Below are 15,915 nucleotides of genomic sequence, written 5' to 3'. Positions count from 1 at the left end.
TTAATAAAAGAGCTTAATAGAACTGTACTTTGTCATGCTACTTACTCATTTATAGTCTTACTTAATCAGACTATAGAAGTCATATATTTTTCAAATTTATTTGTACGCAAGTAACTACTAAAGACAAGGTTTAAAGCCTTATATTTACCACGCCACTTTGTACTTATTTACATCTAGGTTTTGGCTCGCATAAGAAAGCTAACGAATAATAATTTTCGATTGGAAAGAAATATGAAAAGGACAAACATAGAGAAGCTTCACCAGTTAACTACGGGGACTATGGTTGATTTAGAGATTTTGACATTAACTGGTAGCAAACGTGTAAAAACAGAGTTTGTGGGCTTATTAGAAAACCAATTCATTATTTTAAATTACCCTAGTGCAGCCCGATTAGCTAAAGCTGCAGACTACTTACCTGACGGCGTCACTGTAATAGTTAGAGCCTTAATAGAAGGAGATGGTGGCCAAATCATTGCTTTCCGACAGCCACTCTTAACCATATCCTTTCGACCGACTCGACTTTTATTCATTAGCTACCCTAAACAAGTACAACTATTTTCACTACGATCCCAAACACGTATACCAACATTACTATCCGCAAAATTAAAACTACCTAATGGGCAGATGCTTGCAGGCTTAATTAAAGATATTTCATTAACTGGCGTTATGTTCGAGATCACAAGCACACACTCAGTTGAAAATCTAAAAGACATACAATGCTCAATCATTATTGTGAACAATAATAAGAAAACAAATAATTTTGAAGGAATAATACGCAGTGTGAAGCTACATTCCTCAGGCGTACGTTGTGGTATTAAACTTTCAGCTAATAAAGATCAGATGAAAAATTTGATGCGAGAGTACTTTATAGACCCCTCCGTATTAGACCTTGAAACAAACTAAAGTATAAAACGATAAGCAAAGTGGATAAAACACGGAGTTATTCACAGTCTAGGCTTAACCTCATTTTCATGTATTGTATAAATGAAATACTAAGAAACCGTCCCATCAGAATTTTTCATTTATAGACATATCTCGACCCTCATTTACTCTTCCAATATCATTTTAGGTATTGTAGGTTGAGCTTCAGCTCACATTCAAAGCGACATTCAAATCAAGTATTGGCATAAATACCAGCCTACATTTTTTTGATTCCCAACAGCCAAAAAAGAAAAACGTCTTCCCTATTATTGACGCTGACACATGACGTTGGGATGTTGTTTTTCATTGACGCTGACGGGTCGAGGCACAGGGCACGAGGAAGGCCTAAACAATAGAAGGTAAGGTAAGTAACTTCTTGGTTGTCATTTACACTGATACCTTGAGCTTGAATTCAGAAAAATGATTAGGGCTGTAGTTTTCCATTTATGCAGACGCGTCGAGGCACGAGACAGGCGCAAGTAAATGGAGAGCCACACCCCATTTATTCAACGAGGCCTAAACGAAAAACCCCGCACGACATATTCGATTTCCTGCAGACGAAAAAAACCTGACAGCGGCTTTCTTAATTATAAGCTTGACGACTTAGTACTCTCTCACACGTGTGTTTGCAATCCCCCCACACACAGCGTTGGATATATGGGGCTCTTAGTATTATAAGCTTGACGACTTACTGCTCTCACATGCGTGTTTGCAATAAAAAGCCCCACACAGCGTTAGCTATCAGGGCTTTCTTAATTATAAACTTGACGACTTACTGCTCTCACATGCGTGTTTGCAATAAAAAGCCCCACACGGCGTTGGCTATGTGGGGCTCTTAGTATTATAAGCTTGACGACTTAGTGTTCTCACATGCTTATCTGCAATAAAAAACCCCACACAGCGTTCGCTATGTGGGGCTCTTAGTATTATAAGCTTGACGACGACCTACTCTCACATGCGTGTTTGCAATAAAAAGCCCCACACAGCGTTGGCTATGTGAGGCTCTTAGTATTATAAGCTTGACGACGACCTACTCTCACATGGGATCTCCCACACTACCATCGGCGATGACGCTTTTCACTTCTGAGTTCGGGATGGGATCAGGTGGTTCAACGTCTCTATGATCGTCAAGCAATTCGGTTGCGTTCGTTCTGGTGGCTTTCTTTCGTTGGCCTTACCAAAACACGCGAAGACATGCTTGGATCTTTAACAATTCGTTTTGAAATAACGTCAATCAAGTATTAAACCGATGCTCATCATTGCTGATGCTTTATCGTAATATGTGTCTCTTTCTGATGATCTATTAGAGTCTTTTTCATTCTCTCTTCATATCCATCCAAAACCACTTTGGTGTTATATGGTCAAGCCTCACGAGCAATTAGTATTGGTTAGCTCAATGCCTCACAGCACTTACACACCCAACCTATCAACGTCCTAGTCTCGAACGGCTCTTTAGGGGACTTATGTCCCAGTGAGATCTTATCTTGAGGGAGGCTTCCCGCTTAGATGCTTTCAGCGGTTATCCCGTCCGAACGTAGCTACCCGGCAATGCCACTGGCGTGACAACCGGAACACCAGAGGTTCGTCCACTCCGGTCCTCTCGTACTAGGAGCAGCTCCTCTCAAATCTCAAACGTCCACGGCAGATAGGGACCGAACTGTCTCACGACGTTCTAAACCCAGCTCGCGTACCACTTTAAATGGCGAACAGCCATACCCTTGGGACCGGCTTCAGCCCCAGGATGTGATGAGCCGACATCGAGGTGCCAAACACCGCCGTCGATGTGAACTCTTGGGCGGTATCAGCCTGTTATCCCCGGAGTACCTTTTATCCGTTGAGCGATGGCCCTTCCATACAGAACCACCGGATCACTAAGACCTACTTTCGTACCTGCTCGACGTGTCTGTCTCGCAGTTAAGCGTGCTTTTGCCTTTACACTCTATGCATGATTTCCGACCATGCTGAGCACACCTTCGTGCTCCTCCGTTACTCTTTGGGAGGAGACCGCCCCAGTCAAACTACCCACCACACAGTGTCCTCGATCCAGATAATGGACCTGAGTTAGAACCTCAAACATACCAGGGTGGTATTTCAAGATTGGCTCCAATAGAACTGGCGTCCTATCTTCAAAGCCTCCCACCTATCCTACACAAATAGGTTCAAAGTTCACTGTGAAGCTATAGTAAAGGTTCACGGGGTCTTTCCGTCTAGCCGCGGATACACAGCATCTTCACTGCGATTTCAATTTCACTGAGTCTCGGGTGGAGACAGTGTGGCCATCGTTACGCCATTCGTGCAGGTCGGAACTTACCCGACAAGGAATTTCGCTACCTTAGGACCGTTATAGTTACGGCCGCCGTTTACTTGGGCTTCGATCAAGAGCTTCGCTTACGCTAACCCCATCAATTAACCTTCAAGCACCGGGCAGGCGTCACACCCTATACGTCCACTTTCGTGTTTGCAGAGTGCTGTGTTTTTAATAAACAGTCGCAGCCACCTGGTATCTTCGACCGACTAGTGCTTACGGAGCAAGTCCTTCACACCGGCCGGCGTACCTTCTCCCGAAGTTACGGTACCATTTTGCCTAGTTCCTTCACCCGAGTTCTCTCAAGCGCCTTGGTATTCTCTACCTGACCACCTGTGTCGGTTTGGGGTACGGTTCGAACATATCTGAAGCTTAGAAGTTTTTCCTGGAAGCATGGCATCAACCACTTCACCCAAAAGAGGGCTCGTCGTCAGTTCTCGGTCTCCCCAATAAAGGGAGGTGCCCGGATTTGCCTAAGCACCTAACCTACCGCCTTAAACACAGACAACCATCGCTGTGCTGGCCTAGCCTTCTCCGTCTCTCCATCGCAATATGTACGAGTACAGGAATATTAACCTGTTTCCCATCGACTACGCATTTCTGCCTCGCCTTAGGGGCCGACTCACCCTGCCCTGATTAACATGGGACAGGAAACCTTGGTCTTCCGGCGGGGGAGTTTTTCACTCCCCTTATCGTTACTCATGTCAACATTCGCACTTCTGATACCTCCAGCCTGCCTTACAGCTTGACCTTCAACGGCTTACAGAACGCTCCTCTACCATGCCTAGTAAACTAAGCATCCGTAGCTTCGGTGTACAGTTTGAGCCCCGTTATATCTTCCGCGCAGGCCGACTCGACTAGTGAGCTATTACGCTTTCTTTAAAGGATGGCTGCTTCTAAGCCAACCTCCTAGCTGTCTAAGCCTTCCCACATCGTTTCCCACTTAACTGTAACTTTGGGACCTTAGCTGACGGTCTGGGTTGTTTCCCTTTCCACGACGGACGTTAGCACCCGCCGTGTGTCTCCCGTAATTGCACTCATTGGTATTCGGAGTTTGCATGGGGTTGGTAAGTCGGGATGACCCCCTAGCCCAAACAGTGCTCTACCCCCAATGGTGAGATACGAGGCGCTACCTAAATAGCTTTCGAGGAGAACCAGCTATCTCCGAGCTTGATTAGCCTTTCACTCCTATCCACAAGTCATCCCCGGACTTTTCAACGTACGTGGGTTCGGTCCTCCAGTTAGTGTTACCCAACCTTCAACCTGCTCATGGATAGATCGCCCGGTTTCGGGTCTATTCCCAGCAACTAAACGCCCTATTAAGACTCGGTTTCCCTACGGCTCCACTACTCGCTTAACCTTGCTACTGAAAATAAGTCGTTGACCCATTATACAAAAGGTACGCAGTCACGGAACAAGTCCGCTCCCACTGCTTGTACGTACACGGTTTCAGGATCTATTTCACTCCCCTCACAGGGGTTCTTTTCGCCTTTCCCTCACGGTACTGGTTCACTATCGGTCAGTCAGGAGTATTTAGCCTTGGAGGATGGTCCCCCCATATTCAGACAGGATATCACGTGTCCCGTCCTACTCGTTTTCATGATAAAGGTGTTTTCGTATACGGGGCTATCACCCTCTACGGCGGCCCTTTCCAGAGCCTTCTACTAACACCTAAACCACTTAAGGGCTAATCCCCTTTCGCTCGCCGCTACTTAGGGAATCTCGGTTGATTTCTTTTCCTAAGGGTACTTAGATGTTTCAGTTCCCCTCGTTCGCCTCGTATGGCTATGTATTCACCATACGATACCCGCAAGCGGGTGGGTTTCCCCATTCGGACATGTTCGGATCAAAGCCTGTTTATCGACTCCCCGAACCTTTTCGCAGATTACCACGTCCTTCATCGCCTCTGACTGCCAAGGCATCCACCGTGCACGCTTGGTCACTTGACCATATAACCCAAAATAGTTTCGGATCACATACCTAAGAGCTTTTGTACCTCCTAGGATTTACGATAATAGAAGTCACTAGGTTAAAGTGAACTTCCACCGGTTTAACGCTTGATTTATCGTTATTTCAAAATTCGAATTGTTAAAGAGCAAGTTTAGTGCAAAGCACTAAGTCAGAGACTAAAAATCACCAATCGCCAAGGCGCTTGATGCTTAGTGTCTTGCTTAGAACTTTGTTCTAATGCTTTTAAGATAGGTATCAGATAATTTGTGTGAACGCTCACCAGAGCTTCTATCGTTTAAGGAGGTGATCCAGCCCCAGGTTCCCCTAGGGCTACCTTGTTACGACTTCACCCCAGTCATTGACCACTCCGTGGTAACCGCCATCCCCGAAGGGTTAAGCTAGCTACTTCTGGAGCAATCAACTCCCATGGTGTGACGGGCGGTGTGTACAAGGCCCGGGAACGTATTCACCGTGGCATTCTGATCCACGATTACTAGCGATTCCGACTTCATGGAGTCGAGTTGCAGACTCCAATCCGGACTACGACGTACTTTATGGGATTCGCTCACTATCGCTAGCTTGCAGCCCTTTGTATACGCCATTGTAGCACGTGTGTAGCCCTACTCGTAAGGGCCATGATGACTTGACGTCGTCCCCACCTTCCTCCGGTTTGTCACCGGCAGTCTCCTTAAAGTTCCCACCCGAAGTGCTGGCAAATAAGGATAAGGGTTGCGCTCGTTACGGGACTTAACCCAACATTTCACAACACGAGCTGACGACAGCCATGCAGCACCTGTCTCACAGTTCCCGAAGGCACCAAGGAATCTCTTCCAAGTTCTGTGGATGTCAAGAGTAGGTAAGGTTCTTCGCGTTGCTTCGAATTAAACCACATGCTCCACCGCTTGTGCGGGCCCCCGTCAATTCATTTGAGTTTTAACCTTGCGGCCGTACTCCCCAGGCGGTCTACTTATTGCGTTAGCTGCGCCACTAAGTCATTACAACCCAACGGCTAGTAGACATCGTTTACGGCGTGGACTACCAGGGTATCTAATCCTGTTTGCTCCCCACGCTTTCGCACCTCAGTGTCAGTATCAGTCCAGGGTGTCGCCTTCGCCACTGATGTTCCTTCCTATATCTACGCATTTCACCGCTACACAGGAAATTCCACACCCCTCTACCGTACTCTAGCCTGCCAGTATCCGATGCCATTCCAAGGTTGAGCCCTGGGATTTCACATCAGACTTAACAAACCACCTACGCGCGCTTTACGCCCAGTAATTCCGATTAACGCTTGCACCCTCTGTATTACCGCGGCTGCTGGCACAGAGTTAGCCGGTGCTTCTTCTGGGGCTAACGTCAAAGTACGCTGGTATTAGCAACGTACCCTTCCTCACCCCTGAAAGTGCTTTACAACCCTAAGGCCTTCTTCACACACGCGGCATGGCTGGATCAGGCTTGCGCCCATTGTCCAATATTCCCCACTGCTGCCTCCCGTAGGAGTCTGGGCCGTGTCTCAGTCCCAGTGTGACTGGTCATCCTCTCAGACCAGTTAGAGATCGTCGCCTTGGTAGGCCTTTACCCTACCAACTAGCTAATCTCACGCAGGCTCATCTAATAGCGGAAGGTCACAAGTGATCCCCTCCTTTCCCCCTCAGGGCGTATGCGGTATTAGCATGCGTTTCCACATGTTGTCCCCCTCTACTAGGCAGATTCCTACGCGTTACTCACCCGTCCGCCGCTCGTCAGCAGGAGCAAGCTCCCCTGTTACCGCTCGACTTGCATGTGTTAAGCCTGCCGCCAGCGTTCAATCTGAGCCATGATCAAACTCTTCAGTTAAAGAACATGCTCACTCAAATCTATTACACTAACAAATAACTTAATTAATCCACCGTCCAATTAAGAACAGCAAACCAACATAAAGCGAATTGCGTGCAGACTCTCGTAAGTCTTCAATTTTTTTGACCAACTACACGCTACAAGTAGCAATGCGATGGTCTTCTGAAGTCTCTAGCGAGCGCCCACACAAATTATCTGATTATCTATTTTAAAGAGCGTTGCCGTTACACTTAAGCCACTTATCCTCTGCAAGAGAGTCAAGCCCTGTCCGTGTCAGCGAGGGCGTATATTAAGGATCTACAGATTTTCTGCAACCCTTTTCACCTAATTCTTTTAATTAAATGATAAAAAAGTGTTTTCTGGCTAATAAAGCACCAAAACAACCCTAAATAGATCAAATAGCAATCAACTACCTACCTGACAAGCATAAAAAAGCCCCAGACAAATTGAGGCCTATAAAGAGGGGACATTTTTAAAAACCAACTCATTCTGCATTTTGCGTTTGTAGTGACTCAAGCTGTTTTTGCAACTCTTCATATTTTGCATTTAGCACAGCCTCTTGCTCCAAAGGGTTTGAAATACTATTTAGATCCACTCTTGCATCTATATCAATCCCCATGTTTTGCAATTGCGCCACAATAGCATCAACTCTTGCTTGAGCATTAACAACAAATTCATTTGAAATAGTACTTTCAGCAGCAAACAGCCCCATTGAAAGAACTAAAACAATGCAAACCAAAATGGTCTTAAATGATGACTTCACGATAACCCTTCCAACCCATCCACTAAACATTAATCCATCAACACTAAATTAAGCCCACTTCCATCGAAACAGAAGTGGGCTTAGATACTATCGAATATTACTCGGCAGTTTTTGCTTGCAGGTCTTCAAGTTGAGCTTGTAACTCTTCATACTTAGCAGTCAATGCCGCTTCTTGTTCAATTGGTGTTGCCGCGGCATTAAGTTCAACAGTTGCATCGACTTCAGCACCCATGCTTTCAAGTTGTGCTGAAATAGCATCTACACGAGATTGAGCCTCTGCTAATGCATCATCATTTGCAAACGCTGCTGTTGAAATAGTCGTAGCTGCAAAAAGTGTTAACGCTGTTTTTGTAAATACATTCATGTCATATCTCCATTAATTAGATTTCAATTTTCAGATATAAATGTCAGCCAGTAATAAATTCTAGCGACGATAACGTTGAAATATCAGGTATTACTCAGCAGTTTGCGCTTGTAAACCTTCAAGTTGAGCCTGCAATTCTTCAAATTTAGCACCCAACATTGCTTCTTTTTCTTCAGGAGTTGCTGCTGCGTTTAAATCAACACTTGAATCAACTTCAGCACCCATGCTTTCAAGTTGAGCTGCAATTGCATCAACTCGAGACTGAGCATCAACTAAAGCATCGTCGTTTGCGAAAGCCGCTGTAGAGATAGCTGTTGCAGCAAATAAAGCTAGAGCTGTTTTTGTAAATGCATTCATAATATTTCTCCATTAATTGATAGTTTTCAATTCTAATAAAAGGTCTTTATTAAGAACGATTGCGTTCCCACGAGAGAAATAATAGCAATAGATTCTCATTAAAAAAGCATCTGAAAGCCGCTTCCCTGTTTGATTCAGAATGAAAGCAATAAACTCTCGATTGAGCGTTGAAAGTAAGAATAGGTAAAGAGAAATTGACGAAATAAAAGAAATACAGACACTTTATTTAGAGACTTAACCGCCAAATAAAGCACTGTAAAGTTGATATGATTTTTTAAGAGACAATCTTAGGAGCTATGACAGGAATGGAATAACTAACAATCATTTTTTTAGTGGTTATATCCACTTTATAAGCGAGCACTTCAACACCTCTACTCAACACATCATTAAAAGCGAGCGCATATTTTTCATCGATATGAGCCGCTGGAGAAACAGAATCAATACCCGTATGACTTACACAGAAAAACAAAACAGCTCTATGCCCTTCTTCAACCATTCTTGCTAATTCATATAAATGCTTACGTCCTCGCTCTGTTACCGCATCAGGAAAATAACCACCACCATCTTCTTCCAGCAAAGTCACGTTTTTCACTTCTACGTAACATTTTTGACCATCTCGTCCTGTCAACAACCAATCAATACGGCTATTTTCACCGTATTTCACCTCGGCTTTTTGCTCTGTATATTCAGATATTTCCTTTATCGCACCGTTACGAATCGCTTCCCCCACCAACTTATTAGGATAACCAGTGTTAATGCAGGCTAGATGCTTACCATCTATTTCGACTAACTCCCAAGTGTAGCCAAGCTTTCGCTTTGGATTATCACTTTTGGAAAGCCACACACGAGCGTCGTCTTGTTGGCAACGTTTCATCGAACCTGTATTTGGACAATGCGCAACAACCACTTCACCATTCGGCAGCTGGATATCAGATAAAAAGCGCTTATAGCGCTTAATTAGTCGACCTTCAATTAATGGGGTTGGAAAATCCACGTCATTACTCCAATGTTTTTATAGAAATAATATAAATAAAAAAACGGCCCTCTTTAACTAAAAAGAGAGCCGCCTATCTCTGAGCTCAAATCAAACGATTAATGAAAAAGAATTATTCCCACTCAATCGTTGCTGGCGGCTTAGAAGAAACATCATAAGCCACACGAGAAATGTTCTCGATTTCATTGATAATACGGCCAGAAACTGTTTCCAATAATTCGTACGGAAGATGAGCCCAACGCGCTGTCATAAAGTCGATAGTTTCAACTGCACGAAGTGCTACTACGTATTCGTAACGACGACCGTCACCAACCACACCTACTGATTTAACAGGCAAGAAGACAACGAACGCTTGGCTCGTCTTGTCATACCAGCCGGAACGGCGAAGCTCTTCAATGAAAATAGCATCCGCACGACGTAAAATATCAGCGTATTCTTTCTTCACTTCACCCAAGATACGCACACCTAGACCTGGCCCAGGGAACGGATGACGATAAACCATGTCATGGGGCAAACCAAGCGCAACACCTAACTTACGCACTTCATCTTTAAACAATTCACGAAGAGGCTCAACCAACTCCATTTTCATGTCTTCAGGCAAACCACCTACATTATGATGAGATTTGATGACGTGAGCTTTACCTGTTTTAGAAGCAGCAGATTCGATAACATCTGGGTAGATAGTGCCCTGAGCAAGAAACTCAATGTTATTCAGTTTCGAAGACTCTTCATCAAAGATTTCAATAAAGGTGTTACCAATGATTTTGCGTTTTTTCTCTGGGTCATCTTCACCTGCCAATTTACCAAGGAATAGATCCTCCGCATCAACACGGATTACTTTTACACCCATATTATCTGCAAACATCTTCATCACTTGATCGCCTTCGTTCAAACGAAGCAAGCCGTTATCAACGAAAACACACGTCAACTGATTACCAATGGCTTTATGTAACAAGGCCGCTACAACAGAAGAATCAACACCGCCAGACAAGGCTAACAGAACTTGTTTATCACCTACTTGCTCACGCATTCTTTCGATAGCATCTTCAGCAATATTAGCAGGAGTCCACAAAGTGTCACACTCACAGATATCCACAACAAAACGAGATAAAATTTTACCACCTTGTTTTGTGTGTGTTACTTCTGGATGAAACTGAACGCCATAAAATTTCTTAACTTCATTCGCCATCGCCGCGATAGGACAACTTTCAGTAGAGGCCATCAAAGCAAAATCTGCGGGCATAGCCGACACTTTATCGCCATGACTCATCCAAACATCTAATGCAGCAACACCGTTGTTTGCGACATGGTCTTGAATACCAGCCAACAAAGAAGTGCCTTCATGCTTACGAATTTGAGCATAGCCAAATTCACGCAACTCAGAACCTTGAACTTTACCGCCCAATTGTTCTGCCATTGTTTGCATGCCATAACAGATACCGAAAACAGGTACACCCAAAGTGAATACGGCTTCTGGAGCTCGAGGAGAACCCGGCTCAGGAACAGATTCAGGACCACCAGCCAAGATGATACCTTTAGGAGCGAAATCAATAACTTCTTGATCTTCCATATCAAAAGCACGAACTTCACAGTAAACACCAATTTCACGAACACGACGTGCAATCAGCTGAGTGTACTGGGAGCCAAAATCAAGAATAAGAATTTTATGAGCGTGGATATCTTGCGACATTGTTAGCCATTCCTTTCACTCTATCTAAAAGAACATCGTCTTTTAAAATAGAAGTAATTAATCAATAGATAGTAAGAGCAAAAAATAAAGATGGGGCGTGTTATACGCCCCATCCGAATATCAAATTATCAAGCGATTAACCCACGTGATAATTTGGTGCCTCTTTCGTAATTGTCACATCATGAACATGACTTTCACGCATACCAGCACCGGTGATTTGAGAGAATTGAGTTTTCGTACGCATCGTCTCAATGTCTGGAGATCCAGTGTAACCCATTGAAGAACGAACGCCGCCCATCAACTGATGAACAACAGCGACCATTGGGCCTTTTGATGGTACACGACCTTCAATACCTTCAGGCACAAGCTTTTCTACGCTGCTTGAATCTTGGAAGTAACGATCACTCGAACCTTGAGACTGAGACATAGCACCAAGCGAGCCCATACCACGATATGCTTTAAATGAACGGCCTTGGAATAAAACAACTTCTCCAGGAGCTTCATCTGTACCAGCAAGCAAACCACCAACCATGATGACACTTGCACCAGCGGCAATCGCCTTAGCAATATCACCAGAGAAACGAACACCGCCATCAGCAATAACAGGAATACCACGAGGATTCATCGCTTCAGCAACATTTGCTACCGCACTGATTTGAGGAACACCTACACCAGCAACAATACGAGTTGTACAAATTGAACCTGGGCCGATACCTACTTTCACGCCATCAGCACCTGCATCTGCAAGCGCAATCGCCGCATCCGCTGTTGCTATGTTACCACCGATCACTTGAATATGAGGGAACGTTTCCTTCACCCAACGAACGCGGTCAATAACACCTTTAGAATGACCGTGAGCCGTATCAACAACAATAATATCAACGCCTGCGTCAGAAAGTGCTTTGACACGATCTTCAGTATCAGCACCTGTACCAACAGCCGCACCAACACGCAAACGACCTTGGTCATCTTTGCACGCATTTGGATAGGTTGTTGCTTTATTAAAATCGGTTACAGTTACCATGCCACGCAATTCAAACTGCTCATTCACAATCAGCACTTTCTCAATGCGGTTTTCATGAAGCAATTTACGGATGGAACCAGAAGATGCACCTTCAAGTGCTGTTACCAGTCGATCTTTAGGTGTCATGATATCAGCAACGCTTTTATCAAAATCCTTAACGAAACGAACATCACGGCTCGTAACGATACCAACAAGATCCGAACCTTTAACAACAGGCACACTAGAAATACTGTTTGAAGCAGTTAATGCCATCAATTCATGCACAGTCGCTTCTGGATGGATAGTAACAAGATCACGGACAATACCGCTTTCGTATTTTTTAACACGACGAACTTCTGTCGCTTGCTCTTCAATGGTCAAGTTTTTGTGCACAATGCCTATGCCGCCTTCTTGAGCCAAAGCAATCGCCATGCGATGTTCGGTAACAGTATCCATTGCGGAAGACGTAAGCGGAATATTCAGCTCAATGTCTTTCGTGATTTTAGTTTTGAGGCTAACATCCTTCGGAAGAACTTCAGAATAGCCGGGGATAAGCAATACGTCATCAAACGTTAGGGCTTCTTGCACGATTCGTAACATAATAGGGGAGTTTCCAATGCCAACAAGGGTGTTAAGATGGCAAGTAATTCTACTCCTATAGTTGCATTCGGTAAATCAAAACCACGAGAGATTGATGAATAATTTTACAACTTCTGCCTCACAAGAAACTGCATTTAGCGTCTCGCAACTAAATAAGCAGATTCAACAGCTACTTGAAGCCAGTTTACCTTGGATTTTAGTGGAAGGTGAAATCTCCAATCTGGCCAAGCCAGGATCAGGACATTGGTACTTTTCACTCAAAGATGACAAAGCCCAAATCCGCTGCGCCATGTTCAAAAGTAAAAATAACGCCGTTCGTTTTCGCCCAAAAGACGGTGACAAAGTTCGATTACGCGCCAGAGTCACTTTTTATGGGCCACGCGGAGATTGCCAACTCAGCGTAGAAAGCATGGAATCCGCCGGTGAAGGCGCCCTTCAACAAGCGTTCGAAAGATTAAAAGCCAACTTACAACTTGAAGGACTGTTTGACGCATCCCATAAAAAGCCATTGCCAACCAAACCAGAGCGCGTTGCTATTATTACCTCTCCTGTTGGTGCTGCTGTACGAGATATGATTATTGCGTTTCGTCGACGCTTTCCCTTAACGGAGCTCACAATTCTACCTTCATTAGTACAAGGCCAAGACGCTGCAAAAAATATTTTAAGACAACTACAACGAGCAGACGACAGCAGTCATTTCGACGCTATAGTTCTTGGTCGTGGCGGCGGTTCACTGGAAGACTTATGGAGTTTCAACGATGAAGCCTTAGCCAGAGCCGTCTTTCATGCCAAAACACCGATTGTTTCAGCGGTAGGTCATGAAACAGACTTCACCATTACAGACTTTGTCGCTGACGTTCGCGCTGCCACACCGACGGCCGCCGCCGAATTACTCAGCCCAGACCGTAATCAACTGATTAGACAAATTGAGCAACAGGAAAAACAGTTGATTCGACGCATGTCTCGCATTCTCGAACAAAGCCAACAACAACTTGATTTCACGACAAAACGCATTCGCCACCCGAAAGAGCGAATTGATCAACAACAAAGTCAGCTCAATCAGCTGATACATCGCCTACAGCAAAACATTCAACGTAAAGTGTCAGAGCAACATATTCAGACGAGCAACATCACCCACCGACTTGAGAGAAACAGTCCTACTCGTCGCATCAACCAAGAAAGACAAACACTCAACAACATAGACACGCGACTTGCTCACGCCCTACGCAACAACTTAACCAGCAAACAAACCGCTTTTGCTCGCATCATCGACAAACTCAACCTCGTCAGTCCGCTCAATACCTTATCTCGCGGCTACGCCATCGCATCGAAAGATGAACAAGTAATTCGCTCTATTAATGATGTAGAGAAAGGTGATGCTATTAAAGTCAGAGTTCAAGATGGTGAAGTCAGCTGTACTGTTAAAACGACTAAAGCTGTAAGCTAACTTGAGTTGAATTAGACCAAAAACAAGAAACACGTTCGCTCCACGCGCAAGCGCGAAAAGTCGCGCCACTGTGTTTCTTATTTTTCTCCATAGTTATTAAAAGGAAGCAATAACATGTTTACGAACGACGCTATAAACTGGTCTGCCCCTAAAAGTATAGACGACGAAGACTTTCCGAAAGACACGCTCGACCGAGTGAAGTACGCGCAGTTCTTAACGCAGTTTTTAGTCGATCAAGGTTGTGATGCTTCCACCGATAAAAAACAAAATTATGTACTTAACCTCAATTCAGAATGGGGTTCTGGTAAAACTTACTTTCTTAAGCGTTGGTCAGAGGACTTAAAGCCACACTTCCCTGTTGTATACATCGATGCATGGAAACAAGACTATTCCGATGATCCGTTAATGACGGTTATTTCTTCTGTGATAAATCAGCTTAGAGAGCAAGCTGGTATAGATGTAAAGAAATCTGATTTTGCAATTCCTAACAAGGTTGTTGGCTTATTAAAAGCAGCGGCGCCAGCCCTAATAAAAACATTTTCTAAGAAGTACTTTGGTGATGAAGACTTCATCGATTTAAGTGACGTAGCTGCAGACGCTGTTACACACTTACTCGATGAACACGAAGAAAAGTCACAAGCAATTGACGATTTAAAAACCAGCGTTGCTGAATGGGTTTCTTTTATTACAGACAATCCAGAAGACGAAAAAACATATCCCGCTTTCATTTTCATCGATGAGTTAGATCGTTGTCGACCAAGTTATGCCGTAGAAATGCTGGAAACCATCAAACATATTTTTGATATCGAAGGCATTGTCTTCGTAGTTGCAACAGATACAGAACAACTACAACATGCAGTCAAAGCCATTTATGGTGAAGGTTTCGATGCGCGACTTTATCTTGGTCGGTTTTTCAACAGCCGATTCAGTTTAAAAGCGCCTGACCTAAAAGACTTCTTAGAAGTCCATGTGGATTACACAAAATTATCGGGTGAATACTTAGAACAAAAAGGTATAAAAATTCTGCCACCCAACCCAGATGGCAAAGTGACGTTAGGTAATATTGCTGTAATTTTAGATGCCTTCGATATGCTACCAAGAACAGCAATCCAAATTACTGATCGAGTAATAGCCACGCTATCAAATATGCCGGCTGGATCTAAAATTGATATTTTGATGCTGACAACTTTATTATGTCTTAGAGAGGAAGACAGAGAAGTTTTTTTAAAAGTCACCTCTAATTCATATTTTTATAAGCTTCCAAATACTCAATCCGTAGGTATTATTGGTCATCTTAAATACCGCTTCAAAGATCATAAATCTATAATGAAATTCCATTTCGTACCCCAGACAAGTTTTCCTTATTTAAGAACCTCAAAGCAGGCTAATGTACTTAATCCTTATCTTGAGCAAACATACTGTTTAACTCTACTGAAATATTTTGAAGGGACCTTTTCGCTATTTTTTGAAAAAAAGAACCACTCACTTAAAGACATAGAAGCCAATCTAATAACTTACTATGGACAAACTATGAACACCGAAGTAGGTTCATCATGGTTACAAGCCCTATATTACAAAGGTAATTTTAACGAAGTAACACTTGATCAATACAAGGATTATGTCGAACTCGCTTCTGCTTTAGATTGGATCGATGGCGACACAAGTTCTGATGACGCTTAAATAAG

At 43.9% G+C, this 15,915-nt stretch carries 9 protein-coding genes and 3 rRNA genes; 3 read left to right on the top strand and 9 right to left on the bottom strand.

Translation table 11 applies throughout. The annotated features are described in order from the left end of the window. The first annotated feature begins 231 nt into the window (after positions 1-231). Positions 232-903 carry a flagellar brake domain-containing protein gene (locus AC0L3Y_RS07885; RefSeq protein WP_473470302.1) on the top strand — a complete coding sequence of 224 codons (672 nt, stop codon included), beginning with the start codon at positions 232-234 and terminating at the stop codon, positions 901-903. A gap of 1,035 nt (positions 904-1,938) precedes the next feature. On the opposite strand, the gene rrf is transcribed toward AC0L3Y_RS07885, so the two are convergent. The 9 genes from rrf to guaB form a co-directional block, all read right to left on the bottom strand. Then, positions 1,939-2,053 (bottom strand): 5S ribosomal RNA (rrf, locus tag AC0L3Y_RS07880). Positions 2,054-2,278: 225 nt separating this feature from the next. Then, positions 2,279-5,175, bottom strand: a 23S ribosomal RNA gene (locus AC0L3Y_RS07875). Positions 5,176-5,472: 297 nt separating this feature from the next. Continuing rightward, positions 5,473-7,012, bottom strand: a 16S ribosomal RNA gene (locus AC0L3Y_RS07870). The 16S, 23S and 5S rRNA genes sit together here, the layout of an rRNA operon. Before the next feature lie 484 nt (positions 7,013-7,496). Then, positions 7,497-7,775, bottom strand: coding sequence for a hypothetical protein (locus AC0L3Y_RS07865; RefSeq protein ID WP_473470300.1), 279 nt, complete (start codon positions 7,773-7,775; stop codon positions 7,497-7,499). A 97-nt stretch (positions 7,776-7,872) separates the two neighbouring features. Continuing rightward, positions 7,873-8,139 carry a hypothetical protein gene (locus AC0L3Y_RS07860; RefSeq protein ID WP_473470298.1) on the bottom strand — a complete coding sequence of 89 codons (267 nt, stop codon included), beginning with the start codon at positions 8,137-8,139 and terminating at the stop codon, positions 7,873-7,875. 90 nt (positions 8,140-8,229) lie between these two features. Next, on the bottom strand, positions 8,230-8,496 hold the full coding sequence (locus AC0L3Y_RS07855; protein ID WP_473470296.1) for a hypothetical protein: 267 nt from the start codon (positions 8,494-8,496) through the stop codon (positions 8,230-8,232). A gap of 274 nt (positions 8,497-8,770) precedes the next feature. Next, a complete protein-coding gene (gene sfsA / locus AC0L3Y_RS07850; RefSeq protein ID WP_473470294.1) occupies positions 8,771-9,490 on the bottom strand; it encodes a DNA/RNA nuclease SfsA in 720 nt (239 codons plus the stop codon). A gap of 112 nt (positions 9,491-9,602) precedes the next feature. After that, complete coding sequence (gene guaA, locus AC0L3Y_RS07845) at positions 9,603-11,180, bottom strand: glutamine-hydrolyzing GMP synthase (protein WP_473470292.1); 1,578 nt, start codon at positions 11,178-11,180, stop codon at positions 9,603-9,605. Between the two features lie 136 nt (positions 11,181-11,316). After that, complete coding sequence (gene guaB / locus AC0L3Y_RS07840) at positions 11,317-12,783, bottom strand: IMP dehydrogenase (RefSeq protein ID WP_473470290.1); 1,467 nt, start codon at positions 12,781-12,783, stop codon at positions 11,317-11,319. A 94-nt stretch (positions 12,784-12,877) separates the two neighbouring features. Here guaB and xseA point away from each other — a divergent pair, with 94 nt between their 5' ends. Beyond that, positions 12,878-14,230: an exodeoxyribonuclease VII large subunit gene (gene xseA / locus AC0L3Y_RS07835; protein ID WP_473470289.1), complete on the top strand. Its 1,353-nt coding sequence runs from the start codon at positions 12,878-12,880 to the stop codon at positions 14,228-14,230. Between the two features lie 114 nt (positions 14,231-14,344). Further along, the gene (locus AC0L3Y_RS07830) at positions 14,345-15,910 is read left to right on the top strand and encodes a KAP family P-loop NTPase fold protein (RefSeq protein WP_473470288.1); all 1,566 of its coding nucleotides are present in this window, start codon (positions 14,345-14,347) and stop codon (positions 15,908-15,910) included. Positions 15,911-15,915: the final 5 nt, after the last annotated feature.

Source organism: Marinomonas sp. GJ51-14 (assembly GCF_055808695.1).
Note: the sequence above shows the minus strand (reverse complement) of the source record. Positions and strands in the feature narration are given on the sequence as shown.